Below are 25,627 nucleotides of genomic sequence, written 5' to 3'. Positions count from 1 at the left end.
CCGTGGGCGGGCCACCACCCTCATCGAGGACGCATCATGACCGCGACAGCCACCGCCACCGCCATCACCATCGACAAGAAGACCGCTCGGCGCGAGCGTCCGCCGAGACGCGCCATCCGCCAGCCGCTCGCGGAGCGCATCGCGCCGTACATCTACATCGCCCCGTTCTTCGTGATCTTCCTGATCTTCGGGCTGTTCCCCCTGCTGTTCACGTTCTACGTGGCCTTATTCGACTGGAACCCGATCGGGGAGCAGACGTTCGTCGGTCTGGCGAACTTCGAGCGGCTCGTCCAGGACTCCCGGTTCTGGAACGCGTTCGTGAACACCTTCGGGATCTTCCTCATCTCCACGATCCCGCAGCTGCTGCTGGCGCTCGGCCTCGCGCACCTGCTGAACCACGCCACCCTCAAGATGGCGAACTTCTTCCGCATGGCGCTGCTGGTGCCCTACATCACCTCGGTCGCCGCGACCGCCCTCGTCTTCGCTCAGATCTTCGACAAGAACTTCGGGCTCATCAATTGGGTGCTCGACCTCTTCGGCATCCCGGCGGTGAACTTCCTGTCGTCTCAGGTCGGCTCGTGGATCGTCATCTCGTCGATGGTGATGTGGCGATGGTTCGGATACAACACGCTGCTCTACCTCGCCGGGCTGCAGGCGCTCCCGCGCGAAATGTACGAAGCGGCCTCGGTCGACGGCGCGTCCGGCTGGCAGCAGTTCATCCACCTGACGATCCCGTCGCTGCGGCCCATCATCATCTTCACCGTCATCATGTCGACCATCGGCGGGCTGCAGATCTTCACGGAGCCCCTGCTGGTGGCTCCCGAGTCGGGGCTGACCTGCGGCGGCGGGCGACAGTGTCAGACCCTCGCGCTGTTCCTCTACGAGCAGGGCTTCGGCCAGTTCGAGTTCGGCTACGGTTCGGCGATCGGTGTCGCCCTCTTCGTCGTGGTCGTCGTGGTCTCGGCGATCAACTTCTTCCTGACCACCCGCACCCGAAAGGCCCGATGATGTCCGACGCCGTCGACACAGCTGTGCCGCGTCCCCTCGATCCGACCGCGCTGAGCGCGCCCCGCAAGCGTCCGCGGCGCGGAGGCGGGCGCGTCGGCCGCGTGCCCTGGCCGGTCTACGTGCTGCTCGGGATCGCGGTCGTGATCAGCGTCTTCCCGCTGTACTACATGTTCGTGATCGCGTCGGTGGGTGCCTCCGCGGTCACCTCGATCCCGCCGCGCTTCTACCCGGGGCTCAACTTCTTCGACATCGCGACGAAGGTGTTCGACACGGTGCCGTTCTTCCAGTCGCTGCTGAACAGCGCGATCGTCTCGCTCTCGATCGCCGTCATCGCATCACTGCTGTGCGCGCTCGCCGGTTTCGCCTTCGCGAAGCTGCAGTTCCGGGGCCGGAACGCGCTCTTCGTCATCGTGCTGCTCACCATGACGGTGCCCGCTCAGCTGAGCGTCATCCCGCAGTACCTGATCATCTCGTGGCTGGACTGGGTCGACACCCTGCAAGCGATCATCGTCCCGGGGCTCGCCAGCGCGTTCGGCATCTTCTGGATGCGGCAGCACATGGCGACCACCCTCAACGACGAGCTCATGCACGCGGCCCGCATCGACGGGGCGAACAGCTGGCAGATCTTCTGGCGCATAGGGTTCCCGGTCGTGCGGCCGGCGGCCTTCGTGCTCGGCCTCATCACGTTCACCTCGGTGTGGAACGACTTCATGTGGCCGTTCATCGTGCTGAAGTCGCCCGAGCTGTTCACGGTGCAGATCGCCCTGAAGCAGCTGCAGGCGAACCGGTCGATCGACCTGGCGCTGACGATGGGCGGGTCGTTCCTGGCAACCTTGCCGCTGCTCATCGTCTTCTTCGTCGTCGGGCGCCGCATGGTGGCGGGCATCATGGACGGGGCGTTCAAGGGGTGACGGGCACGACATCCACCCCCATCCGCGTGCTGGTGTGGGGCGAGAACCATCACGAGAAGCATCACGACATCCCGCGCGCCCTCTATCCCGAAACGATGCACGGGACCATCGCCGCGGGCCTGCGGCGACTGCTCGGCGACGCTGCCGTCGTCGAGACGGCGACGCTCGACGATCCGGAGCACGGGCTGAGCGAGGAGCGCCTCGCGCAGACGGATGTGCTGTTCTGGTGGGGGCACCTCCTGCACGACGAGGTCGACGACGTCGTGGTCGAGCGGGTCCATCGGCACGTGCTCGGCGGGCTCGGTTTCGTGGCGCTGCATTCGGCGCACTTCTCGAGGATCTTCATCCGTCTCATGGGGACGACCTGCGCGCTGCGCTGGCGGCAGGCGCATGACCGGGAGCTCGTGTGGACGGTCTCGCCGTCGCATCCGATCGCCGCCGGCGTGCCGCAGCCGATCGTCATCCCCGAGCAGGAGATGTACGGCGAGTTCTTCGACGTGCCGCAGCCGGACGAGCTCGTCTTCGTCTCGAACTTCTCGGGCGGCGAGGTGTTCCGCTCGGGCATGACGTTCTTCCGCGGTCACGGGCGGGTGTTCTACTTCTCGCCGGGTGACCAGGACTATCCCGTCTACCATCAGCCCGAGATCCAGCTCGTCCTCGCGAACGCGGCGCGATGGGCTCGGAACGACCGCCCCCGCGCCGCCGCCCGTCTGGCGATGCATCGCACGGGGGAGTGGGACGTTCCGCGGGAGTGGGACGGCGAGGAGCAGTCGTGACGGGGCGCGCCCGTCGTGTCGTCATCGTCGGGGCGGGAGCGATGGGGAAGGCGTGGATCGACACGGCCGCTCGTCGTCCTGATCTCGAGATCGTCGGGCTCGTCGACATCGTCGCCGACGCCGCGCGGGCCGCGGCAGTCGAGCGGGGACTCGATGTCCCGAGCTTCGGCTCGGTCGATGATGCGCTCGACGCCGTCGACGTCGACCTGGTCGTCAACGTCACGATCCCGCAGGCGCATCTCGAGGTGAGCGCCGCGGCGCTGCGGGCGGGTGTTCCCGTCCTGAGCGAGAAGCCGGTGACGCCGACCGTGGCCGAGGCGCTGCTGCTGTCCGCCGTCAGCGCGTCGACCGGGACCCTGATGGCGACGAGTCAGTCGCGTCGGCACTCCCGCGGGATCCGGGCGTTCCGCGACGCCCTGGCCAGCCTCGGCGGGGCCGAGCAGCTCGACGTCCGCTTCTTCCAGAACCCCCGGTTCGGAGGTTTCCGAGACGAGATGCCGTCGCCGTTGCTCGTGGACATGGCGATTCACCAGTTCGACCAAGCCCGGTACCTGCTCTCGAGTGAACCCGTGTCGGTCTTCTGCGAGGAGTTCTCGCCCAGCTGGAGCTGGTATCGCGGCGCCGCCGCGGCCGAGGCGATCTTCCGCTTCGCCGATGGACGTCGGTTCTCGTACTCCGGCAGCTGGTGCGCCGACGGTCTGACGACCTCGTGGAACGGCGACTGGCGGGGAAGCGCTGCCCATGGATCCGCTGCCTGGGACGGAGAGACCGACGTCGTGATCCAGCCACGTGAGGGCGGCGCGCAGGCTGCTGTGCTGGCGGACGGGGCCGAGGGGCTGGATGCCGCCCTCGCCGAGTTCGTCGCAGCCCTCGACGGCGGTCCGGTGCCGTCCGGCGAGATCACGCGCAACATCGGCAGCCTAGCCATGGTCGAGGCTGCCGTGGCGTCCGCGGCCGCCGGCGTCCCGGTCAGGTTCGACGACCTGTTCGAGCGGTCATCGGCGCGCGCCGCGGAGCTCGCTCGCGTCGGTGGCTTCGATGACGCCGTCGGCAGACTCGGGATCGACCCGCGCCGCGCGTCCTGACGGTCAGCCGAACGCGAGCAGACGCGTGTCGTCTTCCGGCGGTGCGGCCGGCGGCCGCGGGCATGATGGACGGCGCTCTCGCGGTGTGACGGGCACGGCAACCACCCCCTCCCGCGGGCTGGTTCAGGGCGAAGACGATCCCGTCAGAACGGCGGAGCGGACCCCCGAGGCGCGTCGGGTCGCCCCAGTGATCGTGGTGGGGGAAACGCTCCGGGTGGTGCTTGATCGCCTCGGCGATCGGTTGGCTCGTCGATGGTGAAGGCGACGAGTGGTGGGGGTGCGTCTTCGCGGTAGACCCGCCCGGTAGGTGAGGTCCACACGAGCCGCCCACCCGGGAGTTGTCGGACATGCCATCGGGTGTGGTGTTTGACGTCGTGGTGTCTCTTGCAGAGGTTGGCGAGGTTGCACACGTGCGTGCCCCCGCCCTCGGATGCGGCGACGGTGTGGTCGAGTTCGCAGCGGATGGAGGGTTGCCGGCATCCGGGAAACCGGCAGTGCCGATCCCTCGCCCGTAGAAGTCGCACCATGGCGGCGGTGGGGCGGTAGCTGTCGCACTCGAGCACGGTTCCGGTGACGGGGTCGGTGAGCAGCCGGTCCCACGAGGTCGCGTTGCCCGCGAGCTCGCGTGCGGTCGCGGCATCGATGGGGGAGCGGCCGGCTAGATCGGCCGGCCCCTCGTCCTGACCCATCAGCGTCAACGCCGACACGGCAACCTGCACGTGTGCCCGGATCGCCCCGAGCGTTCCGTCGCCGTCACCGGTGCCAGTCGGGTCGAGGGCCGGCGCCCCCGCGAGGAGGAGGTCACTGAACACGTCGGCGCGGACCTGGTCGATCGTGCGGGCATCGTCGATGAACGACGACCCGTCGCGAATCGTCGTGTCGGCATCGGGTGAGCCGCCGTTCGCGTCGGCTCGAGTGTCAGGCGTGCCAGGCGCATCAGCCTGCTGCCGCGCGTTGATGATCTCCCGCGCCTGTCGGGTCAGCCGGTCGACGATCCCGTCGGCGATCACCGTCGGCAAAGTCGCGATCAGGTCGGACATCCCATCGGCGCCGGCCTGCACCCGCACGCCCCGCCCGGCCGCTGCTTCCTCGTGCCTCTCGGTGAACGACCGCGGGTGCATCCGCTCGGCGATCATCCGCAACGCGTCGCGCACCCGGTTCGGGGTCTCGCCCTCGCACCGTTCGATCGCGACCCGTTCGAACTCTGCCCGTTCCTCCGCGGGCACGAGGCATCCCGTCTCCTGAATCACCCGCACGTGCCCGCGGACGATTCGCCCGGCTTCCCAGGCCGCCATCGTTACCGGATAGTTCTCCACCAGGTCTCGCGCCTCGTCGATGCGCCGCTGCAACGTCCGGTCGGTCGCGACGAAGACCCCGGCGAGCTCCGCCGCGATGCCACGCAGCGCCATCTCGCGCGCCTTGACCCGCTCCGCCGCCCCAGCCGCCTGCTTCTCGGCCAGCACGCCAGCTGCCGCGAGCACCCGAACCTCACGAATCTGCGCCAACCGCGCAGCATCCGCCGCCCCCTCCGCATCCGCGACCAGTTGAGCGAGGACGTCGACATCAGCGTCGCTGCCCATCCCGCCACTAAGCTCGCCCTTCGAATGCATGTTCTAATGTTGCCACGGGCCTCCGACATCGCCCGTGCCTTTCCACAGCCGGCCCGCTCCTCCTCCCGACGGTCAGCCGAAGACAAGCAGCCGTGTGCCGTGAGCCGGCACCGTCAGCGTGACGCGTCCGTCGGCGACCTCGACGCTCGTCCCGCTCCACACATCCGTGCACGAACCCGCCGTCCCCATGCCCGCGAGCCCGAGCCCGAGCCCGAGGTCGGCGAGGTGAAGGACGAGCTCCTGCTCATCGTCGCCGAGCCAGAACACCGCACGGTACTCGCGCGCGCCCACGCGCGCGCTCCAAATGACCAGATGTCCGTCGCGCACGATCTCGCGCGACTCCTCGCCGTCGCGCAGCGCGAGGACGCCGGGATTACGCAGCAGCGCGAGCGTCTCTGGCGGAGTGTCGGGCAGGTGGCCGCCCATCATGAGCGGTGAGCGCATCATGCTCCACAGCGTCATGACGGTGCGCTGCTCGTCGACCGACAGGCGGCTGAGACGGTCTTCGCCGACGTGTCCGCGCACGCCGATGCGTCCGAAAGGGAGCATGTCGGCATCCGCCCACGCACCGCGCCGCTGGAACGGCGCCCAGCGGGCGGCGCGCTGGAACTGTTCGACCACGTGCGCCCAGTCATCCCAGAAGTCGTCCGAGATCCGCCACATCTGGCCGTGTTCGCGCAGCGTCTCGAGGTGCGCGAGCGACAGTCGCTTGCCGGGCGACAGGCTCAGGACCATCGCCCGTCCCGACCGATCGATTGCGCGCGAGATCGCTGCGATCTCGGCGGTCTCGACGGGCGGGTAGAGCACATCGTCGAGCTTCACGAAGTCGACGCCCCAGGCGGCCAGTTGCGCCATGACCGAGTCGTAGTACTCCTGCGCACCGGGTGCCGTCATATCGACGCCGTAGTTGTCGGGGTTCCACACGCAGACGTTCGAGCGGTCGGCGATCGAGTCGCACGTCGCGTCGGGATGGCCAGAGACGGGCAGAGCCGCATCCGCTGCGGCGCGCGGCACGCCCCGCATGAGGTGCACCCCGAAGCGCAGGCCGAGCTCGTGGACGCGGTCGGCGAGCGGCTGGAAGCTCCCGTCCGCCGCGGAGGGGAAGCGTCCCGGCGCGGGGAGCGGCCGGCCCCAGGCATCCAGCAGCGGCCGAGAGACCTCGCGATAGTCGTGCGCCCCCGGATCGGGTTCGTACCACTGGATGTCGACGACGATCGTGTCCCAGCCGAACGCGAGCAGGTGCTCCGCGACGTATTCGGCGTTCGCCAGCACCTCGACCTCCGTCACGGACGACCCGAAGCAGTCCCAGCTGTTCCACCCCATCGGGGGACGGGATGCCGCGGCCCGGCGCTCGCCGATCACGGCGCTGCCACCGCCGCGAGGTGAACGACCGCCGCGCGGTCGGGGTGGAACGTGGGGAACTCCAGCCCCACCCGTGCGAGCACGGTACCCGCGATGACCGGGCCGTCACCCACACGCTCGCCGTCACCGTCACCGTCACCGCCGAGCTCGGGGCTCTCCCGAAGCCACGCCGGAACCTGCCAGGGCGGTCCGAAGGAGTCCGAGCCGCTCACCGACACCCGGTAGCTGCGGTCGGTCGACAAGCCGGGGAACCGCACGCGGGCGATCGTGTCGGCCGAGGTCGTCGGCGTGACGATCGTGAACAGCGCCTCCGACCCGTTCGGCGCGACCACGCCGCGCACCTGCGGAGCCGCGGCGTCGAGCTCACCCGAGCCGACGGTGCGCCCCGTCGCGATGAGGTGGCGGTGCCGGCGGTATCGTGCGATCCAGTCGCCGAGGACGCGCCGGTCGTGCTCGTCGAGATCGCGGATGTCCCACTCGATGCCGAAGTGGCCGAGGAAGGCGACGGCGCACCGGAACTGCAGGTCATGCGCGCGTCCCGTGACGCTCGACACGGGGGAGGCGACGTGCGATCCCATCATCTCCGGCGGCACCAGGAGTCCCGTCCAGCGCAGGATGCCGAAACGGTCGTGGGGGTCGTGGCTGTCGGAGGGATGGATCCGGTCAGTCCGTTCGAGGATCCCCAGGTCGACCCGCCCGCCGCCGGAGGCGCAGCTCTCGATCTCGAGGTCGGGATGGCGACGGCGGAGCTCGTCGATGAGGCGGTACACCGCGAGGGTCTGCTCGTGAACGGCAGGGGCGCCCGAGGCGGGGTGCCCGGCCGCGATGAGGTCGCGGTTGTGGTCCCACTTGAGGTAGCTCACGCCGATGTCCTCGATGAGCCCGTCGAGCACGCCCAGGATGTGGTCGAAAGCGGCCGGATGCGTGAGGTCGAGCACCTGCTGGAACCGCTGGCGCGGCGGCAGCTCGGGCCCCGCCCGAAGGATCCACTCGGGGTGCGCACGGGCGAGATCGGAGTCCTCGTTGATCATCTCCGGCTCGACCCAGAGCCCGAACTCCATGCCGAGAGAGCGCACCTCGTCGGCCAGTGGGCGGAGGCCGTCGGGCCACGCAATCGGGTCGGGCGCCCAGTCGCCGAGCCCCGCGCGGTCGTCATTGCGCCCCCGGAACCAGCCGTCGTCGAGGACGTAGCGCTCGACGCCGAGCTCGGCGGCGCGGGCCGCCAGATCGACGAGCACGCGGTGGTCGTGGTCGAAATACACCGCCTCCCAGACGTTCATCGTCACGGGGCGGGGGCGGCGCGACGAACGCGAGCGCTCACGCAGGTAGGAGTGGAAGCGCGCCGCAGCGCCGTCGAGTCCGCGCCCGTAGCTGCCGAACACCCAGGGGCCGGTGTACTCCTCGCCGGGCGTCAGCCGGATCTCGCCGGGAAGGATCGACTCGCCGCCCCGAAAGTGCAGGCGCCCGTCGGTGCGCTCGATCGTGTGCTCGTGGTCGCCGCTGAATCCGACGTGTCCGATCCATACCTCGCCGGAGCCGGCGGAGAACCCCGGCGTGCCGACCGCCTGCACCAGCGTCGCGTCGAGACCGGTGCGGCCGCGCCGCGAGACGCGCGAGTGATCACCGCGGACGACCGGATGCCGCTGGGGGATGCGCTCGTGCCCCCATCGGCCGGTGAAGTCGAGCACCTCCTGCGCCCACGTCGGTATCGGAAGGGCGACGGCGAGGGACTGGATCTCGAGCGGTGCCGCCGCCTCGGTTGCGCCGGCGGTGTTCCGGACCCGAGCGCGGGAACGCACGAGGCCGTCTCGTGTGAGATCGATCTCTACACCGAGCTCAATCTCAGCAGCATCGTCGTGGAGGACCGCGTCGACCCGCCCCGCTCCGCCGGACGTCACGCCCGGTCCGGCCTCGGCGCCGTCGAGAGCCAGCGAGCGCAGCACGAACCGCGGCGCCCACCCCGAGCCGTCGCGATGTGCGGACAGCCCCGGGGCTCCGAACCACCCGCGGCTGTGCTCGGGCAGCACGCTCGCGCGGTACGGAACGTCGGAATCACCGGTCATCCCGTTCCGCTGCTCGGCCGCGACGAATGCGAGGAGGTCGGGCTCCGCCGACGTCACCGCCTCGCCCCAGTGGACGATCTCCGGCATCCCATCGTCCGCCGTTGCGATCACGACGGAGACGTCCTCGGCGTTGAGGTGGATCACGCGCATGGAATCCATGCTCCTATTCTGCTGACATCGCTCGGGCGGTACAGTCAGAGATCGATCTCAGCACATCGAAGGAGATGTCACAACCATGACCGCATCCGCCCTTGCGCCCGATGCCTCCCGGCTGCTCCCGGGAACCTATGATCGTCGTCGCCGCACCAATCGCACGTACCTCGTGTCGCTCGACGAGCACGCTCTCGTGCAGAACCACCGCATCGAAGCGGGCATCGGCGATCAGGCCTGGCACCTGAAGCCGTCCGTCACACCGGGCGTCGAGAACGGCTGGGCACGTCATTGGGGCTGGGAGACGGCCGGCGCACTCTTGCGGGGCCATTTCGTGGGGCACTGGATGTCGGCGGCCGCGCGCGAGATCGCCGTCACCGGCGATCCGGTGCTGCGGGGCAAGCTGGCCGTTGTCCTCGACGAGCTCGAAGCGTGCCAGGATGCCGGCGCGGGCTGGGTGTTCGGCATTCCGCAGACGTTCCTGCGCCGGCTCGCCGAGGGGCGCGAGGTGTGGGCGCCGCAGTACAACATCCACAAGACCTTCATGGGTCTGGTGGACGTGTACCGAGACCTCGGCGACGAGCGAGCCCTGCGCATCGCCCACCGCGCTGCGGCGCTGATCGCGGAGTGGGCGCGGGAGTTCGAGCGCGACGAGTTCCAGGCCATCCTCGAGGTCGAGACGGGCGGCATGCTCGAGGTGTGGGCAGACCTCCTCGAGGCCACCGGCGACGACATGTATCGCGAGCTCCTCGACCGATACGACCACCGGTCGCTCTTCGACGGTCTGCTGGCGGGCGAGGACATGCTGACCAACATGCACGCGAACACGACCATCCCGGAGGTGCTCGGTGCCGCGCGGGCCTTCGAGGTCACGGGTGAGGAGCGCTGGCGACGCATCGTCGAGGCGTACTGGGACTGGGCCGTCACACGACGCGGAACCTTCTGCACGGGCGGACAGACCTCGGGTGAGATCTGGACGCCGCCGTTCGCCTTCGCCGCGCGACGGGGCACGAAGACCCAGGAGCACTGCGCCGTCTACAACATGATCCGGCTGGCCGACGTGCTGTTCCGATGGACGGGCGAGGCGTCGTACCTCGACTACATCGAGGCCAACCTCGTCAACGGCATCCTGGCGCAGCAGCATCCCGGCACCGGCATGGTGAGCTACTTCCTGCCGCTGCAGAGCGGAGCGCGCAAGGAGTGGGGATCGCCCACCGAGGACTTCTGGTGCTGCCACGGCACGGTGGTGCAGGCGCACACGCGCCACTCGTCGCTGGCGGTGTACAGCGACGGCGAAGCCGTCACCGTCGCGCAGTACATCCCCGTCCGCGCCGACGTCGCCACGGCAGCAGGCCAGCTGGTCGTCGAGGTCCGCACGATCGACGACGCCCTCTACGTCGGTCCGGACGCGAACGCGGGCCCCGGCGGCCCGGCGCATCGGCCGCACGCTCTTCGGGTCTCGGTGGTGGTCGAGTCGCCGCCGACCGTTCGGGGCCGCGTCCGGACGCGTGTGCCCGCCTGGACCGCGGGTGAGGTGCACGTCCGGTCGGACGTCGCCGTCGTGCGGCGCGGCAGCTTCGTGGAGATCGATCATCCCGGCGGGCGCACCGAGATCGAACTCGGTTTCGGATTCGAGCTGCGGACGGTGCCGATCCCGGATGAACCCGAGACCGTCGCCTTCGTCGAGGGCGCCGTGGTGCTCGCGGGTCTCGTCGACCGTGAGACGCCGCTCATCGGCGACAGCTCCGACCCGGCGACGCTGCTGGCTGCCGACGACGAGAGGCAGTGGTCGCAGTGGCTCACGCGATACCGCAGTGTCGGCGGCTCGGCCGGCATCCGATTCGTGCCGCTGAACGAGATCGTCGACGAGCGCTACGCCGTGTACTTCCCGGTCGTCGCGCCCGCGTGAGCCCCGTCGGTGGCGGCCTCGGTCAGCGCGGACGGCCGGTCGAGCCGCGGGCCACGAGAACCGTCGGCAGCTCGACCACCTCGTCGGCGAGCTGCGCACCGCCCGCCATCTGAGCCAGGAGCGTGACCGCCGCGGCGGCCATCTCGCGGATGGGCTGACGGATCGTGGTGAGCGGCGGATGCAGCCACCGCGCGCCCCGCACATCGTCGTATCCCACGACGAGAACGTGGCGCCCCACCGCGAGCCCAGCCTCGGCGATCGCCCGGTAGGCGCCCGCGGCCATCTCATCGGAGCAGGCGAAGAGCCCGATGGGGCCCTCGCCGCCGAGGTCATCGAGCGCCGCGGCGCACGCTCGTCGCGCGTCCGCCGCACCCCAGTCCGCCGTCGTCAGGATGCGGGGCGCAGCCGGGGCCGTCTCGTCGAGCGTCGAGAGGAAGCCCTCGATCCGCGCACGACCGTAACGGTACGACGGAGCCCCGCCGATGACGATGAAGCGCCGCGCGCCCTGCGCCAGCAGGTGCTCCGCCGCCGCCGAGCCGCCCGCGTGATCGGTGTTCCGCACGCTCGGCACGTGCTGGGTGGTCCCCGACGGAGGCTCGAGCAGGACGACGGGGATGCCCGCGCCCTGCACGACCTCCAGCTGGGCCGCGGTGGGCAGGATCAGACCGAGCACGACCCCCGCCGATCCCCGGGAGCGGATGCGGGCCGGCCAGTCATCGCCCGGATCGTCGCGCTCCGCGGTGAGGACGAGGTCGTAGCTCAGGCGCGAGGCCGCCGTGTGAGCCCCGGCGACGACCTCGTCGGTGTAGGGGTCATGGAAGTGCCCGAGAACCAGATCGAAGATGCGGGACGTCCCGCCGCGGGGCCGGCCGCGCGGTGTCCCGCTTCGCGTGTACCCGAGCCGTTCTGCCGTCTGCAGCACACGCGTGCGGGTCTCGGGCGACAGCTCGCCGCGGCCGCGGAGCGCCCGTGAGACGGTCGCGACGCTGACGCCCGCGGCCGTGGCGACCTCGGTGAGGCTCGGTCGGGAAGACGGCATGCACCTATTTTGCGCAAAGCCCGACGTCCGCGTCGAGAGGCTGTGACATCGTGGTCCGCGATCACACGCACCGGTGCGGAGGGAGACGAGGATGTCGAGACGATTGCGCATCGCGATCATCGGGACCGGGTTCATGGGACGGATGCACGCGCACGCCTGGCGCACCGCTCCGCGGTTCTTCGATCTGCCGGTCGAACCGGAGGTGGTCGTGCTCGCGGGCAGCGACGCACAACGCGCGGCCGACGCCGCATCGCGGTTCGGCATCGCCGAGTCGAGCGACGACTGGCGAAGTGTCATCGCACGCGACGACATCGACGCCGTCGACATCTGCACCCCGGGCGACACCCACGCCGAGATCGCGCTCGCAGCCCTCGACGCCGGCCGTCACGTGCTGTGCGAGAAGCCGCTGGCCAACGACGTCGCCGACGCCAACCGGATGACGGATGCCGCCGCCGCGGCGGCATCGCGCGGGGTCGTCGCGATGTGCGGGTTCAGCTACCGCCGCACGCCCGCCCTCGCTCTGGCGCGACGTCTGATCGAGGAGGGACGCATCGGCCGCATTCGGCACGTGCGCGCGCAGTACCTGCAGGACTGGCTCACCGACCCGGACGCGCCGTTCACCTGGCGTCTCGATCGCGGTCGCGCGGGATCGGGTGCGCTCGGCGACATCGGGGCGCACAGCATCGATGCCGCCCAGTGGCTCACCGGCGCGCGCATCACGAGCGTCTCCGGCACACTCCGCACCTTCGTCGACGAGCGCCCGGTCCTCGACGAGCGCGTCGGGCTCGGCGGCCGAGCCGGTGCCGGAGCCGCAACTGAACGCGTGACCGTCGACGACGCCGCGGCGTTCACCGCATCGTTCTCCGACGGCGCCCTCGGCATCTTCGAGGCCACGCGCATGGCCACGGGGCACCGCAACGCCAACCGCATCGAGATCAGCGGTGAACGCGGAGCCGTCGCCTTCGACTTCTCGCACCTGAACGACCTGCTCTTCGCCGACGCGACGCTCCCTGCCGGTGAGCAGGGGTTCCGCCGCATCGACGCGACCGAGCCCGAGCATCCCTATGCCGGAGCCTGGTGGCCGGCAGGACACGGACTCGGCTACGAGCACTTGTTCACCCACCAGAGCGTCGACTTCGTCCGCGCCGTCGCCGGTGAGATCGAAGCGCACCCGTCGTTCGCCGAGGCCGCGGGCGTGCAGCGCGTCCTCGCGGCGGTCGAGGAGAGCGCGGCATCCGACAGCAGAAGCATCCGAGTGGAAGGGGTCATCTCATGACCGCGAGACAGGCGCTCATCGTCCGAGGCGGCTGGGAGGGGCACAAACCCGTCGAGGCCACCAACCTCTTCGTGCCCTTCCTCGAAGAGAACGGCTTCGAGGTCCGCATCGAAGAGGACAATGAGGTCTACACCGACCGGGCGACGATGGAACGCACCGACCTCATCGTGCAGTCGGTGACGATGTCGAAGATCTCACGCGAGGCCTTCGCCGGCCTGCGCGACGCGGTCGAGCGCGGAACGGGGCTGGCGGGCTGGCACGGCGGCATCGCCGACTCGTACCGCGACAACTCCGACTACCTGCAGCTCATCGGCGGCCAGTTCGCGACGCATCCCGCGAAGCACCCCGATGCCCGCGTCGGCGACGAGACCGACAACTACCTCTGCTACACCGTCGACCTCACCGACGCAGGTCGCCGCTCGGAGATCATGGCGGGCCTCGAGGACTTCACGCTCCGCACGGAGCAGTACTGGGTGCTCTCCGACGACCTCAACGACGTGCTCGCGACGACGACGCATCCCGTGCAGCCGTACCACCCGTGGCACCGCCCCATCACCTCGCCTGCCGTCTGGACGCGCGAGTGGGGACAGGGCCGCATCTTCGTCGCGACGCCGGGGCACAGCCTCGTCGTGCTGCGCGACGTCAACGTCCGCACCATCATCGAGAGGGGGATGCTGTGGGCGAGCCGCACGGCATCGGTGTAGTCGGCCTCGGGGTCATCTCGGGCCAGTATCTGGAGACGCTGGGCGATCACCCCGCCGTCCGTATCGTTGCGACGGCCGACCTCGACGTCGACCGCGCCCGGTCGGTCGCCGAGCGGTTCCCCGGAGCCCGCGCCCTATCGGTCGCCGAGCTCGTCGCCGACCCGGCGGTGCAGACCGTGGTCAACCTGACGATCCCCGCCGCTCACGGCGAGGTCGCGCGCGCGGCGCTCGCCGCGGGCAAGAACGTCTACGGCGAGAAACCGCTGGCCGCGACCTTCGACGAAGCGCTCGGGGTCATGGCCGGCGCGGCCAGCGCCTGGGTCGGCGGGGCCCCCGACACCGTGCTGGGATCCGGTGTGCAGACCGCGCGAGCGGTCGTCGACGCCGGCGAGATCGGCCGACCGGTCGCGGCCGTCGCGACGTGGCTGTCGTCGGGCCACGAGGCCTGGCACCCGCATCCTGACTTCTACTATCGCGAAGGCGGCGGACCACTCTACGACATGGGGCCGTACTACCTCACGGCGCTGTTCCACCTGCTGGGACCCGTCGTCAGCGTGTCGGGTGCTTCGTCGCGATCACGCGACGACCGCACGATCGGTTCGGGCCCGCGAGCGGGGGAGCGCATCCCCGTCGAGATCGACACGCATGTCACCGGCGTGCTCGAGCACGCCGGCGGCGCGGTCTCGACGGTCACCTTCAGCTTCGACGCCGCCGCAACCCACGCCGCACCGATCGAGGTGCACGGCGAGAGCGCATCGCTGACCCTGCCCGACCCCAACTTCTTCGACGGCGACGTGACCATGCGGCGACCCCGCGCGGAGGAGTGGACGGCCATCGCGCCGCGCGCGGGCTATCGAGGCGCGGGCCGCGGCATCGGGGTCCTCGACTTCGTACGCGGCGGCTCCGGCGCGGGGCGTGCGAGCGGTGAGGTCGCCCTGCACGTCCTGGAGATCATGAGCGCCCTCACGCGGTCGGCGCGAGAGGGACGCCGCATCACCCTGACCACGACCGCGGAGCGTCCTCCGCTGGTCCCGCTCACCGAGCACGAGCACTGGAGAACCACATGACCTCGTCCGCACGTGCGGTCATCGACCTCGACGTCGTCGGCGATCGCATCAGCCGGCACATCTACGGGCACTTCGCCGAGCATCTCGGACGCTGCATCTACGACGGCTTCTGGGTCGGCGAGGATTCGGCGATCCCCAACACCCGCGGCATCCGCACCGACGTCGTCGAGGCCCTCCGCGCGCTCGACATCCCGAACCTGCGCTGGCCGGGCGGTTGCTTCGCCGACACGTACCACTGGCGCGATGGCATCGGTCCGCGCGAGCAACGGCCGAAGATCGCCAACACGAACTGGGGCGACGTCGTCGAGAGCAACCACTTCGGAACCCACGAGTTCATGGATCTGTGCGACCTGCTCGGCACCGAGGCGTACGTCAACGGGAACGTCGGCAGCGGCACGGTGCAGGAGATGTCGGAGTGGGTCGAGTACCTCACGCGCGACGACGACAGCCCCATGGCGCGTCTGCGCCGCGAGAACGGTCGCGACGAGCCCTGGCGTGTGCCCTTCTGGGGCATCGGCAACGAGCCGTGGGGATGCGGCGGCAACCTGTCTCCCGAGTTCTACGCGGAAGAAGCGCGGCGCTACGCGACCTATTGCCACGACCACGGCGAGAACAGGTTGACGCTCATCGCCGCCGGCGCCAACGAGGACGACTTCGAGTGGACGCGGGTGCTCGTGAAGACGCTCGTCGAGTCGCACGCCGCGAACCTGTACGACAAGCATCCGTACCAGGCGATCTCGTTCCACTACTACACGCACACCGGATCGGGCATCAATCGCGAAGACGCGACGACCTTCACCGACGAGCAGTTCTACGACACGATGGCCTACGCCCGCGACTTCGAGCGGGTCGTCCGCGGACACGTCGCGGTCATGGACTCGTACGACCCCGAGAACCGGGTGAGCCTCGTCTGCGACGAGTGGGGCACGTGGTGGAACGCCGAAAAGGGCACGAACCCGGGCTTCCTGTTCCAACAGAACACGATCCGCGACGCGCTCGTCGCCGGCATCCATTTCGACATCTTCCACCGGTACGCGCGGCGCATCTCGATGGCGAACATCGCACAGACGGTGAACGTCTTGCAGGCGATGATCCTCACCGACGGCGAGAAGCTCGTTCTCACGCCGACCTACCACGTGTTCGAGATGAACAAGGGGCACCAGGACGCCCGTGCGCTCGCCGCCCACGTGCTCGACGCGCCCGCGACGACGGCGCGCGGGGGAGAGCTGCCGCTGGTGTCGATGTCGGCCTCGACGAAGGAGGGGGCGGCGCTCATCTCGCTCACCCACCTCTCGGTGGACGACGAGTGCGAGGTGCGCATCGACCTCCGCGGACGTGGCGCCCGCGTCGTGCGTGCCCGGGTGCTGGGAGCAGAGAGCGCGACGACGTACAACGACGCCGACGTGCCCGCTCGTGTCGAGCCGCGGCCCCTCGCGACCGCCCTCGATGGGGGCGAGCTCGTCGTGACGATGCCGCCGCACTCCTTCGCGACCATCGAGCTGGCGCTGGACTGACCGCGGACGGGGCCGACGGGGCGTCACCGTAGGCTGGGAGACATGCCCGAACCCGCGCCCCGCGGCATCCTGCTCGTCGACAAGCCGGGCGGGATGACCAGTCATGACGTCGTCGCCCGAGCCCGTCGAGCCCTCGGCACCCGCAAGATCGGCCACGCCGGCACTCTGGATCCGATGGCGACGGGGCTGCTCGTCCTCGGTGTGGGGCCGGCGACCCGCCTGCTGACCTACATCGTGGGGCTCGGCAAGACCTACGAGGCGACGATCCGCCTCGGCGTCTCGACCGATTCCGACGACGCCGACGGCACCGTGACGGAGCACGCGACGAACCAAGCCCTCGCCGCGGTCGACCGCGCCGGCATCGATCGCGGCATCGCGGCGCTCACCGGCGAGATCGACCAGGTGCCGAGCCGGGTGTCGGCGATCAAGGTCGGCGGGAAGCGGGCGTACGACCTCGCTCGCGCGGGCGAAGAGGTCGAGCTGAAGGCGCGTCGCGTCACCGTCTCTCGCTTCGATGTGCGCGACGTCCGCGACGTCGTCCTGAACGATGTCGCGGGCGGATCCCGCGCGATCGACGTCGACGTCATCGTCGACTGCACGAGCGGTACCTACATCCGCGCCTTGGCCCGCGACCTGGGAGCAGATCTCGGCGTCGGCGGGCATCTGGCGGCGCTCCGGCGCACCCGCATCGGACCTTTCGATGTGTCGGATGCCGAGGCCGAGATCGCCCCGGACGCGACGCTGCTGCGCGACGCGGATGTCGCGGCCGCGGTGCTCGGCGCCTTCGAGGTGACCGCCGACGAGGCGCGCGACCTGCGCCACGGCAAGCGTCTCGTCGGAGCGGCGGCGCGCCTGTCGGCGCCGCACCCGGCGGCGATCGACCCCGATGGGCGACTGGTGGGGATCGTCGAGCGTCGCGGCGACGACGTCAAGAGCCTGATGAACATGGCGGAGGACGCATGATCACGGTCTTCACCATCGTTCAGGTGGCGGTGGCGGTCGCCGCCGGTCTGCTCTGTACCGTCCTCGGCCTCGCGAACCGCCGCCCGAGCGACCTCTCGGTCGGGTCGCTCGCCCTCGTCGAGGTGCTTCTCATCACCCAGGTCGTCGTCGCGATCATCGCCCCGCTCGCAGGCAACGCCCCTTCGGGCAGTCTCCTGGAGTTCTGGGTGTATCTCGTCTCGGCCGTCCTGCTGCCGCCTGCCGCTGTGTTCTGGGCGCTCATCGAACGCAGTCGCTGGAGCACCGTCATCCTCGGCGTCGCCGCCCTGTCGGTCGCGATCATGGTGTGGCGGATGCAGGTGATCTGGACGGTTCAGGTCGTCTGAAGCCATCCGCGCGACGCCTATCATTGGTGGGGTCATGGATCATCCCCGCCCTCGAATGACCGGCATCGGCCGCGTCCTCGTGGTCGTGTACGCCGTGATGGCGCTCGCCGCGACGGGACGCTCGTTCGTCCAGATCGTCGAGGACTTCTCCAACGCACCGCTCGCGTACTCACTGTCGGCGGCCGCGGCGCTGGTGTACGTGCTGGCGACCGTCGCGCTGGTGAAGTCGGGCTCGCGCACCTGGTACGCGATCGCGTGGGTCGCGATCTGCTTCGAGCTGGCCGGGGTGCTCGTCGTCGGCACGCTCAGCCTCGTGCTGCCCGACCTGTTCTCGCACGACGCCACCGTCTGGTCGGGCTACGGTTTCGGCTACTTCTGGGTTCCGCTCGCCCTGCCCTTCGTGGGGATCTGGTGGCTCGTGTCGCACCGCAACGGTGCCGGAGAGAGCAGCGAGCGCCCGGCCGTCCTGGAGGGATCGTCATGGTGACCGTGTACCGAGACCCCGCGGAGGTCCCCGCGGACTTCGGCCCGAGCGTCGTGGCCATCGGCAAGTTCGACGGCGTGCACTCCGGGCACCGCGCGGTCATCGACCGGGCCCGGGTGGATGCCGCCGCCCGCGGCGCGCGTGTCGTGGCGGTCACCTTCGACCGCAACCCGCTGAGCCTGCTGCGTCCGGAGCTCTGCCCCGAGCCGCTCGTCGCTCTGGATCAGAAGATCGGGCTCCTCGCGGCGGCCGGGGTGGATGCCGTCCTCGTGCTGCGGTTCGACGCCGAGCTCGCAGCGCTCTCGGCGCGTGACTTCGTCGAGAGCATCCTCGTTCGCGCGCTCGGTGCCGTCGGCGTCCTCGTCGGCGACGACTTCCGCTTCGGTCGAGGCGGCGAGGGCGATCCCGAGGTGCTGGCCGCACTCGGGCGCGAGCACGGTTTCGATGTCGACGTCGTCACGGACGTCCGCGCCCGCGACGCCGGCCGGCGCGTCTCGTCGACGTGGGTGCGCGATCTGCTCGCGGCCGGCGATGTCGCCGGTGCCGCCCGCCTGCTCGGCCGCCCTCACGCGGTCGAGGCCGAGGTCGTCCACGGACTCAAGCGCGGCCGGGAACTCGGGTATCCGACCGCGAACCTCGCCACCGACGCCGCGGGCTTCATCCCGGCCGACGGTGTGTACGCCGGCTGGCTCGTCGACCTCGGGATGCCGGGTGCCGACGGCGCGATGCCGGCAAGTGTCATCCGGTATCCGGCGGCGATCTCGGTGGGCACCAATCCCACGTTCGACGACGTGCCGCAGCGACAGGTCGAGGCGTACGTGCTCGACGAGACGGATCTCGACCTCTACGGTCACCGCGTCGAGGTCCGCTTCACGGCCCGCATCCGCGGGATGGTCGCGTTCGCGGGTATCCCGGCGCTCATCGAGCAGATGGACGACGATGTCGTCCGCGTGCGCGAGGCCCTCGCCTGAGGCCAGCGCCTCGCGCGCCCGTGCGGGCCGCAGCCCGCGGGATCAGTACGACGACTCGTCGACCGCGCCGGTGGCTGCGCCGCCGGCCTCGAGTCGGCGCGCCTCGCCGAGAATGGTCGCGCTGCCGCTCGTGCCGAGGCGCGTGGCGCCTGCGTCGAGCATCGCGACGGCGTCAGCGAAGCTGCGCACGCCGCCGGAGGCCTTGACCTGCACGGCCTCGCCGACGTTCTCGCGCATGAGGCGGACGTGGGGAACTGTCGCCCCGCCGCCGGCGAAGCCGGTCGAGGTCTTGACGAAGTCGGCGCCGCCGGCCTCGGTCAGGCGGCTGCCGCGGGCGATCTGCTCGTCATCGAGCAGGCTCGTCTCGAGGATGACCTTGACGATCTTGCCTTCGGCGGCCTCGACCACGGCGCGGATGTCGTCGACCACGACGTCGTCGAAGCCCGAGCGCAGCGCGGCGATGTTGACGACCATGTCGAACTCTGAGGCGCCGTCCGCGGCGGCCTGACGGACCTCGGCGACCTTCGACGCCGTGGACGTCGTGCCGTGGGGGAAGCCGATGACCGTACCGACGGCGACACCGGTGCCCGCGAGACGCGCGACAGCGTGCGGGATGTCGGAGGGGCGTACGCACACCGAGAAGACTCGCCACTCGGCGGCGATGTCGAGCTCGGCGTCGACCTGGTCGCGGGTCAGCTCGGGCTTGAGGATGGCGTGGTCGAGGGTCGCGGCGAGCTCGCGCTCGGAGATCGTGGACATGCTTTCAGCGTACGCCGTCCGGATCTCGAGGCATCGACGGGAATACCCCTGGGGGGTATCCTGTTGTCGTCGCTGAACCACGAAGGAGCATCATGACGACTCAGACCTACACCGTCGAAGGCATGACCTGCGGGCACTGCGCCGCAGCGGTGACCCGCGAGCTCGGGCTCGTCCCGGGCGTCTCCGACGTCGCCGTCGACGTCGACGCCGGCACCGTCGCGGTCACGGCTGTGCAGCCGCCCGACGACGACGTCGTCTCGGCCGCTGTGGCCGAGGCGGGCTACACGGTCACCGGACGCCGCTGATGAGCGCGGACACCGCCGGGCGGGAGAGCAGCCATGCCGTCCTCGACATCGAGGGGATGACGTGCGCGAGCTGTGTCGCCCGGGTCGAGAAGCGGCTGCAGCGCCTGGACGGTGTCCACGCGACGGTGAACCTCGCGACCGAGTCGGCGCGCGTCGAGCATCCCGCCGCCGTCTCGGTCGACGACCTGGTCGAGGCCGTCGGCCAGGCGGGGTATACCGCTCGAGTGCGCTCCTCTCCGGCGCAGCATCCGGCGGAGCATCATGACGCTCCGGGCCACCAGCACGACGTCGAGGACATGCCGGGCCAGACCACTCTGCGCACCCGGCTGATCTGGGGCATCGTGCTCGCCGCGCCCGTCGTGGCGCTCGGCATGGTGCCGGCGTGGCAGTTCCCCGGCTGGCAGTGGGTGTCGCTCGTCCTGACCGCGCCGGTCGTGTTCTGGGCGGGTTGGCCGTTCCACCGCGCCACCTTCGCGAACGCGCGCCACGGCGCGCTGACGATGGACACGCTCGTCACATTGGGCACCTTCGCGGCCTTCGCCTGGAGCCTGTGGGCGGTGCTGTTCGGCTCCGCCGGGCGCATCGGCATCCGTCACGACGTCGTCCTCTTCGGCCCCGTGCACGACCCGACATCGCTCGTCTACTTCGAGGTCGCCGCAGCGGTGACCGTGCTCATCCTGCTCGGTCGCTACATCGAGCAGCGCTCGCGGCGACGTGCGGGCGCCGCGCTGCGCGCCCTGCTCGAGCTCGGGGCGGCGGATGTCGAGCTGCCGGACGGGCGTCGCGTCGGCATCGACGCGCTGCATGCGGGCGACGAGTTCATCGTGCGGCCCGGTGAGAAGGTGGCCACCGACGGCATCGTCGTCGACGGCGCGGCGGCGGTGGACGAGAGCATGCTGACGGGCGAGTCGGTGCCCGTCGACGTCGGCCCCGGTTCCGAGGTCACCGGCGGCACGATCGCCTCCGGCGGACGGTTGCGGGTACGCGCCACCTCGGTCGGCGACGAAACCCGCCTCGCGCATCTGGCGCGGCTGGTCGACGAGGCCCAGTCGGGCAAGAGCCGCGTGCAGCGTCTCGCCGACCGCGTCTCGGCGGTGTTCGTCCCCGTCGTCATCGTCGTGGCAGTGCTGACCCTTCTCGGCTGGGTCATCGCCGGCGCACCCGTCGCCGCGGGCTTCACCGCCGCCGTCGCGGTCCTGATCATCGCCTGCCCGTGCGCGCTCGGGCTCGCGACGCCCATCGCCGTCCTCGTCGGCACCGGCCGAGGCGCCGAGCTCGGCATCCTCATCACCGGTCCCGAAGCCCTCGAGGCCGCCGAGCGCATCGACGTCGTGCTCATGGACAAGACCGGCACCCTCACCGAGGGGCGGATGTCCGTCGCCTCGGTCGTCACCGCGGCCGGAGCCGATCGCGACGACGCGTTGCGGGCGGCCGGCGCCGTCGAATCCGCCTCGGAGCACCCGATCGCGCGCGCGATCGTCGCAGCCGCTGGCACCGTGCCGCCGGTGACGGAGTTCACGGGCGTCGCCGGAGGCGGCGTCAGCGGCGTAGTCGAGGGGCGCGAGGTCACCGCGGGGAGCGTCGCCTTCGTCACCCAGCGACTGGGCGAGCTGAGCTCCGAGCTCGATGAAGCCGCGCGCGACGCCGCGGCATCCGGTGCTTCCGTCGTCGCCGTCGGCTGGGACGGGGCGGTCCGTGCGGTCATCGCGGTCTCGGACCGGGTCCGCGACGACGCCCGCGAAGCCGTGGCGCGGCTGCACCGCACCGGGGCCTCGGTGGTCCTGGTCACCGGCGACAACGCCGGCGCCGCGGGGGCGGTCGCCCGCGAGCTGGGCATCGACGACGTGGTCGCCGACGTGCGTCCCGAGGGCAAGCTCGAGGAGGTACGGCGCCGCCAGGCCGCGGGGAAGCGCGTCGCGATGGTCGGCGACGGCGTCAACGACGCGGCCGCCCTCGCCGCTGCCGACCTCGGCATCGCGATGGGCGGTGGCACGGATGCCGCCAAGCACGCCAGCGACATCACGCTCACCGCTGGCAGCCCCCGGGCCGTGGCCGAGGCGATCGAACTCAGCCGCCGTACCCTCGGCATCATTCGCGGCAACCTGTTCTGGGCCTTCGCCTACAACGTCGCCGCCGTGCCGCTCGCGGTGGCCGGTCTGCTCAACCCGATGGTCGCCGCGGCCGCCATGGCGTTCTCGAGCGTCTTCGTCGTGCTCAACAGCCTGCGACTGCGATCGGCGTTGCGGCCCGCGCGCCGGAGCGCGTAGCCGACCCGGCTCGTTAGGATCAGTTCATGGCCGTCAGACACCGCACAGCTCTCCGCTTCATCCCGGTCGTCACGGCGGTCGCGCTGCTGGCTACGGCATGCGCGACTCCCGCCGGCGGAGCTGCTACACCCGCTCCGTCCGAGTCGGCCGCGACGCCGTCGCTCGCGCCCACTCCGTCGGAGACGCCAAGCCCTGTCGAGACGCGGTCGACAACCGACGAGATCAATCTGCCGTCGTCATGCGACGAGCTCTTCACGGGCGATCTGCGCGCCACGCTCGACGCTGAGATCGCCCCGCTGAACGACCCTGGCGTGACGATGTACTCGACCGAGAACGCCGAGGCCCTGACGGTGCTCGAATCGGGGGTGCCGAGCTTGCGTTGCACGTGGGGAAAGCCCTCCGACCGAGGCATCGCGACCACCGTGGCACTCGTCTCGCCCGCCCAGTCCGAACTCATCGCTGACGCGTTGTCCACCGCGGGCTTCGGCTCAGAGGAAGCTTCGGGAGGCGTTTACTTCCGGACATCGCAGCAGATGCTCTCGATGGACGAAGAAGTCGTCGACTTGGGTGAGACTCACTTCCTTCGCGGGAACGCCTGGGTGTCGACGCGGTGGGTCAACTACAGCCCCGATTCCTACACCCCCGGCATCGTCGCTCAGCTCTGGCGCTGAGTAACGCCCCGCATCGCGGGGCGCGCCGGTCATGGCATAGAATGGTGAGCGGGGACATCGTCGGGTTCGACGCCGCAGCTCGCTGAAGCGAGTGCCCGTGGCCGACCGACGCGAACGCCCTTCGCTCGCATGACGCTCCGGTGTCCGTTCGAGCGGCACCTCGTACGTTTCCGTCACGACGGAACTCCGGCACTCAGGCTCAGGAGGAGCATGCCGACCATGGCCACCGCCGCAGCGACCGCCAACCGCCGACGGAGATCTTCGTCCGCCCGACGCGATGATGACGCGCCGCTGATCCCGATCTTGGCGCGCAAGGTGCGCGAGGTCGAGGCCAAGGCCCAGCGCGGAAAGCTCGGACCCACGAACCGCGTCAAGTTCCAGGTCATCGCCTTCTTGGTGCGCGAAGAGCGCGCGCGGGTGAAGGCCGACGAGAACGTCTCCACCGCCGCCCGGGCGGAGCTGCTCAAGCGGCTCGACGGCGTCGCCACGATCCTCGCGAAGACGGCCGCGCGCGACACGTCTCTCATCCAGCTGCTCGAGGTCGACCAGGCGACGTCGCCGGTGGCGAAGCGGATGCGGCGCGACTGGCTTCTCGAGTCGGGTGCCGAGCTGCCGGAGGACGAGCTCATCATCACCGATGCCGCTCCGGTTCAGGCGCCCGTCGTGCCCGCGGCTCTCGCCGACCGGCAGGTCACACCGCCGCAGGTGATCGCACGACGCGAGGCGAACCCCTTCCTCGCGCCCGACCTCGAGCTGCACGCGCCGCACGACACCCCGCGTCGGAGACTCGACGGCTGGGAGTTGATGGGGCCGCTCTACAAGGCGTTCGAGTCCGGCGCCGGCGGGGCGGCTGCCTCGATGGACCTGCCTCCCGTGCCGGAGTTCGACCGCCTGTCGCCCAAGGGTCTCGAGATCATGCCGCACCAGTCGCGGTTCCTCGAGTCGGTGCGAGCCGGTCACCGCTCGTTCCTGCTTGCCGACGAGCCGGGTCTCGGAAAGACGGCGCAGTCGGTGCTCGCAGCATCCGTCGCCGGCGCCTATCCGCTGCTGGCCGTCGTGCCGAACGTGGTCAAGATGAACTGGGCGCGCGAGGTCGAGCGCTGGACGCCGCAGCGACGCGCGACCGTGATCTCGGGCGACGGCGATCAGATCGACGCGTTCGCCGACGTCTTCATCGTCAATTACGAGGTGCTCGACCGCCACCTCTCGTGGCTCGGTTCGATCGGCCTGCGCGGCATGGTCGTCGACGAGGCGCACTTCATCAAGAACCTCAGCTCGCAGCGTTCGCAGAACGTGCTCGCCCTCGCGGGCCGCATTCGCGAGCAGGTGCGCGACCCGCTCATGCTGGCCCTCACCGGAACCCCGCTGATCAACGACGTCGAGGACTTCGACGCGATCTGGCGGTTCCTGGGGTGGACCAACGGCGAGAAGCCCGGCCCCGTGCTCATGGAGCGTCTGGACGAGACCGGCCTCACGCCGGCCGACAAGGCGTTCTATCCCGCTGCCCGCGACGCCGTCATCTCGATGGGCATCGTGCGCCGCAAGAAGAAGGACGTCGCCGCCGACCTTCCCGACAAGCTCATCGCCGACCTGCCCGTGCAGCTCGACGACGAGTACGGCCGGTCGATCCGCCAGGCCGAGCACGAGCTCGGCGAGCGTCTCGCCGCGCGGTACCGCCGGATCATCGAGGCGCGCGGCGACCGTGTGCTCATCGGCGAGGCCGACTCCGACATCGTGCGCCTCGTCGCGACGCAGGAGCTCGAGGAGTCGAAGGCCGCGGGCACCGGCGCCGAGAACGTCTTCACGATGGTCCGCCGCATCGGCCAGGCCAAGGCCGTGCTCGCCGCCGACTACGCGGCCCAGCTGCAGCGCTCCGTCGGCAAGGTCGTGTTCTTCGCCAAGCACATCGACGTCATGGATGCCGCTGAGGCCCACTTCGCGGCCGCCGGGCTGCGGACCGTGTCGCTGCGCGGCGATCAGAGCGCGACGGCACGCCAGGACGCGATCGACGCGTTCAACAACGATCCCGATGTCGCCATCGCGGTGTGCTCGCTGACGGCTGCCGGCGTCGGCGTGAACATGCAGGCAGCCTCGAACGTCGTCCTCGCCGAGCTGTCGTGGACGGCGGCCGAGCAGACGCAGGCGATCGACCGGGTGCACCGCATCGGTCAGGAGGAGCCCGTCACCGCGTGGCGGATCATCGCCGCTCACACGATCGACACGAAGATCGCCGAGCTCATCGACTCGAAGCAGGGTCTCGCGGCTCGGGCGCTCGATGGTGAGGCCGTCGACCCGACCTCGAGCGACTCGGTGCAGCTGTCGGCTCTCATGCACCTGCTGCGTCAGGCGCTCGGCGCGGACTGAGCCG

22 protein-coding genes are annotated in these 25,627 nt (G+C 70.3%); 17 read left to right on the top strand and 5 right to left on the bottom strand.

What is annotated here, in order from left to right:
* Positions 1–36: 36 nt before the first annotated feature.
* From P6897_RS11535 to P6897_RS11520, 4 genes are read left to right on the top strand one after another with little or no spacing between them, the layout of a single operon-like run.
* Positions 37–1,008 carry a sugar ABC transporter permease gene (locus P6897_RS11535; RefSeq protein WP_112617233.1) on the top strand — a complete coding sequence of 324 codons (972 nt, stop codon included), beginning with the start codon at positions 37–39 and terminating at the stop codon, positions 1,006–1,008.
* A complete protein-coding gene (locus P6897_RS11530) occupies positions 1,008–1,919 on the top strand; it encodes a carbohydrate ABC transporter permease (protein ID WP_112617566.1) in 912 nt (303 codons plus the stop codon). Before P6897_RS11535 ends, P6897_RS11530 begins: the two co-directional genes overlap by 1 nt.
* Positions 1,916–2,695, top strand: a complete 780-nt coding sequence (locus tag P6897_RS11525; protein WP_274178763.1) for a ThuA domain-containing protein — start codon at positions 1,916–1,918, stop codon at positions 2,693–2,695. Before P6897_RS11530 ends, P6897_RS11525 begins: the two co-directional genes overlap by 4 nt.
* The gene (locus P6897_RS11520) at positions 2,692–3,780 is read left to right on the top strand and encodes a Gfo/Idh/MocA family oxidoreductase (protein ID WP_282501292.1); all 1,089 of its coding nucleotides are present in this window, start codon (positions 2,692–2,694) and stop codon (positions 3,778–3,780) included. The genes P6897_RS11525 and P6897_RS11520 overlap by 4 nt, the downstream gene beginning before the upstream one ends.
* A gap of 143 nt (positions 3,781–3,923) precedes the next feature.
* Here the strand turns inward: P6897_RS11520 and P6897_RS11515 are convergent, their stop codons facing one another.
* From P6897_RS11515 to P6897_RS11505, 3 genes are all read right to left on the bottom strand, one after another.
* Positions 3,924–5,390, bottom strand: coding sequence for an HNH endonuclease signature motif containing protein (locus tag P6897_RS11515; RefSeq protein ID WP_282501291.1), 1,467 nt, complete (start codon positions 5,388–5,390; stop codon positions 3,924–3,926).
* A 72-nt stretch (positions 5,391–5,462) separates the two neighbouring features.
* The gene (locus P6897_RS11510; protein WP_282501289.1) at positions 5,463–6,752 is read right to left on the bottom strand and encodes a glycoside hydrolase family 27 protein; all 1,290 of its coding nucleotides are present in this window, start codon (positions 6,750–6,752) and stop codon (positions 5,463–5,465) included.
* Positions 6,749–8,974, bottom strand: coding sequence for an alpha-galactosidase (locus tag P6897_RS11505; RefSeq protein ID WP_282501288.1), 2,226 nt, complete (start codon positions 8,972–8,974; stop codon positions 6,749–6,751). The genes P6897_RS11510 and P6897_RS11505 overlap by 4 nt, the downstream gene beginning before the upstream one ends.
* A 76-nt stretch (positions 8,975–9,050) precedes the next feature.
* On the opposite strand from P6897_RS11505, the gene P6897_RS11500 reads away from it, so the two are divergent.
* Complete coding sequence (locus P6897_RS11500; protein WP_282501287.1) at positions 9,051–10,874, top strand: beta-L-arabinofuranosidase domain-containing protein; 1,824 nt, start codon at positions 9,051–9,053, stop codon at positions 10,872–10,874.
* A 22-nt stretch (positions 10,875–10,896) separates the two neighbouring features.
* Here P6897_RS11500 and P6897_RS11495 read toward each other — a convergent pair whose 3' ends face one another.
* Positions 10,897–11,913 carry a LacI family DNA-binding transcriptional regulator gene (locus tag P6897_RS11495; protein WP_282501286.1) on the bottom strand — a complete coding sequence of 339 codons (1,017 nt, stop codon included), beginning with the start codon at positions 11,911–11,913 and terminating at the stop codon, positions 10,897–10,899.
* A 91-nt stretch (positions 11,914–12,004) separates the two neighbouring features.
* On the opposite strand from P6897_RS11495, the gene P6897_RS11490 reads away from it, so the two are divergent.
* Genes P6897_RS11490 through P6897_RS11455 form a run of 8 tightly spaced genes read left to right on the top strand, consistent with a single transcriptional unit; the run spans position 12,005 to position 19,257 of the window.
* A complete protein-coding gene (locus P6897_RS11490) occupies positions 12,005–13,189 on the top strand; it encodes a Gfo/Idh/MocA family oxidoreductase (protein WP_282501285.1) in 1,185 nt (394 codons plus the stop codon).
* Positions 13,186–13,893 (top strand): ThuA domain-containing protein, encoded by a 708-nt coding sequence (locus tag P6897_RS11485; protein ID WP_282501284.1) that lies wholly within the window; start codon positions 13,186–13,188, stop codon positions 13,891–13,893. The genes P6897_RS11490 and P6897_RS11485 overlap by 4 nt, the downstream gene beginning before the upstream one ends.
* Entirely contained in the window at positions 13,866–14,960 is a 1,095-nt protein-coding gene (locus P6897_RS11480) for a Gfo/Idh/MocA family oxidoreductase (RefSeq protein WP_274178755.1), read from the top strand. The genes P6897_RS11485 and P6897_RS11480 overlap by 28 nt, the downstream gene beginning before the upstream one ends.
* Positions 14,957–16,474 carry an alpha-L-arabinofuranosidase C-terminal domain-containing protein gene (locus tag P6897_RS11475; protein WP_282501283.1) on the top strand — a complete coding sequence of 506 codons (1,518 nt, stop codon included), beginning with the start codon at positions 14,957–14,959 and terminating at the stop codon, positions 16,472–16,474. Before P6897_RS11480 ends, P6897_RS11475 begins: the two co-directional genes overlap by 4 nt.
* A 42-nt stretch (positions 16,475–16,516) precedes the next feature.
* Complete coding sequence (gene truB, locus P6897_RS11470) at positions 16,517–17,437, top strand: tRNA pseudouridine(55) synthase TruB (protein ID WP_282501282.1); 921 nt, start codon at positions 16,517–16,519, stop codon at positions 17,435–17,437.
* Positions 17,434–17,802 (top strand): hypothetical protein, encoded by a 369-nt coding sequence (locus P6897_RS11465; protein ID WP_274178752.1) that lies wholly within the window; start codon positions 17,434–17,436, stop codon positions 17,800–17,802. The genes truB and P6897_RS11465 overlap by 4 nt, the downstream gene beginning before the upstream one ends.
* A gap of 34 nt (positions 17,803–17,836) precedes the next feature.
* A complete protein-coding gene (locus tag P6897_RS11460; protein ID WP_112617219.1) occupies positions 17,837–18,289 on the top strand; it encodes a hypothetical protein in 453 nt (150 codons plus the stop codon).
* Complete coding sequence (locus P6897_RS11455) at positions 18,286–19,257, top strand: bifunctional riboflavin kinase/FAD synthetase (protein WP_112617565.1); 972 nt, start codon at positions 18,286–18,288, stop codon at positions 19,255–19,257. Before P6897_RS11460 ends, P6897_RS11455 begins: the two co-directional genes overlap by 4 nt.
* A gap of 42 nt (positions 19,258–19,299) precedes the next feature.
* Here the strand turns inward: P6897_RS11455 and deoC are convergent, their stop codons facing one another.
* A complete protein-coding gene (deoC, locus tag P6897_RS11450; protein WP_282501281.1) occupies positions 19,300–20,016 on the bottom strand; it encodes a deoxyribose-phosphate aldolase in 717 nt (238 codons plus the stop codon).
* 92 nt (positions 20,017–20,108) lie between these two features.
* Between deoC and P6897_RS11445 the strand changes: the two genes are divergently transcribed.
* The 4 genes from P6897_RS11445 (at position 20,109) to P6897_RS11430 (ending at position 25,623) form a co-directional block, all read left to right on the top strand.
* Positions 20,109–20,321: a heavy-metal-associated domain-containing protein gene (locus tag P6897_RS11445; protein WP_023955083.1), complete on the top strand. Its 213-nt coding sequence runs from the start codon at positions 20,109–20,111 to the stop codon at positions 20,319–20,321.
* Positions 20,321–22,588 carry a heavy metal translocating P-type ATPase gene (locus P6897_RS11440; protein ID WP_282501280.1) on the top strand — a complete coding sequence of 756 codons (2,268 nt, stop codon included), beginning with the start codon at positions 20,321–20,323 and terminating at the stop codon, positions 22,586–22,588. Before P6897_RS11445 ends, P6897_RS11440 begins: the two co-directional genes overlap by 1 nt.
* Positions 22,589–22,614: 26 nt before the next feature.
* Positions 22,615–23,259, top strand: a complete 645-nt coding sequence (locus P6897_RS11435; protein WP_274178749.1) for a hypothetical protein — start codon at positions 22,615–22,617, stop codon at positions 23,257–23,259.
* Positions 23,260–23,469: 210 nt separating this feature from the next.
* Complete coding sequence (locus P6897_RS11430) at positions 23,470–25,623, top strand: DEAD/DEAH box helicase (protein ID WP_112617215.1); 2,154 nt, start codon at positions 23,470–23,472, stop codon at positions 25,621–25,623.
* Positions 25,624–25,627 lie beyond the last annotated feature (4 nt).

The sequence above is a fragment of the Microbacterium sp. BDGP8 genome (assembly GCF_029991045.1).
Taxonomy (GTDB): Bacteria; Actinomycetota; Actinomycetes; order Actinomycetales; family Microbacteriaceae; genus Microbacterium; species Microbacterium plantarum.
Note: the sequence above shows the minus strand (reverse complement) of the source record. Positions and strands in the feature narration are given on the sequence as shown.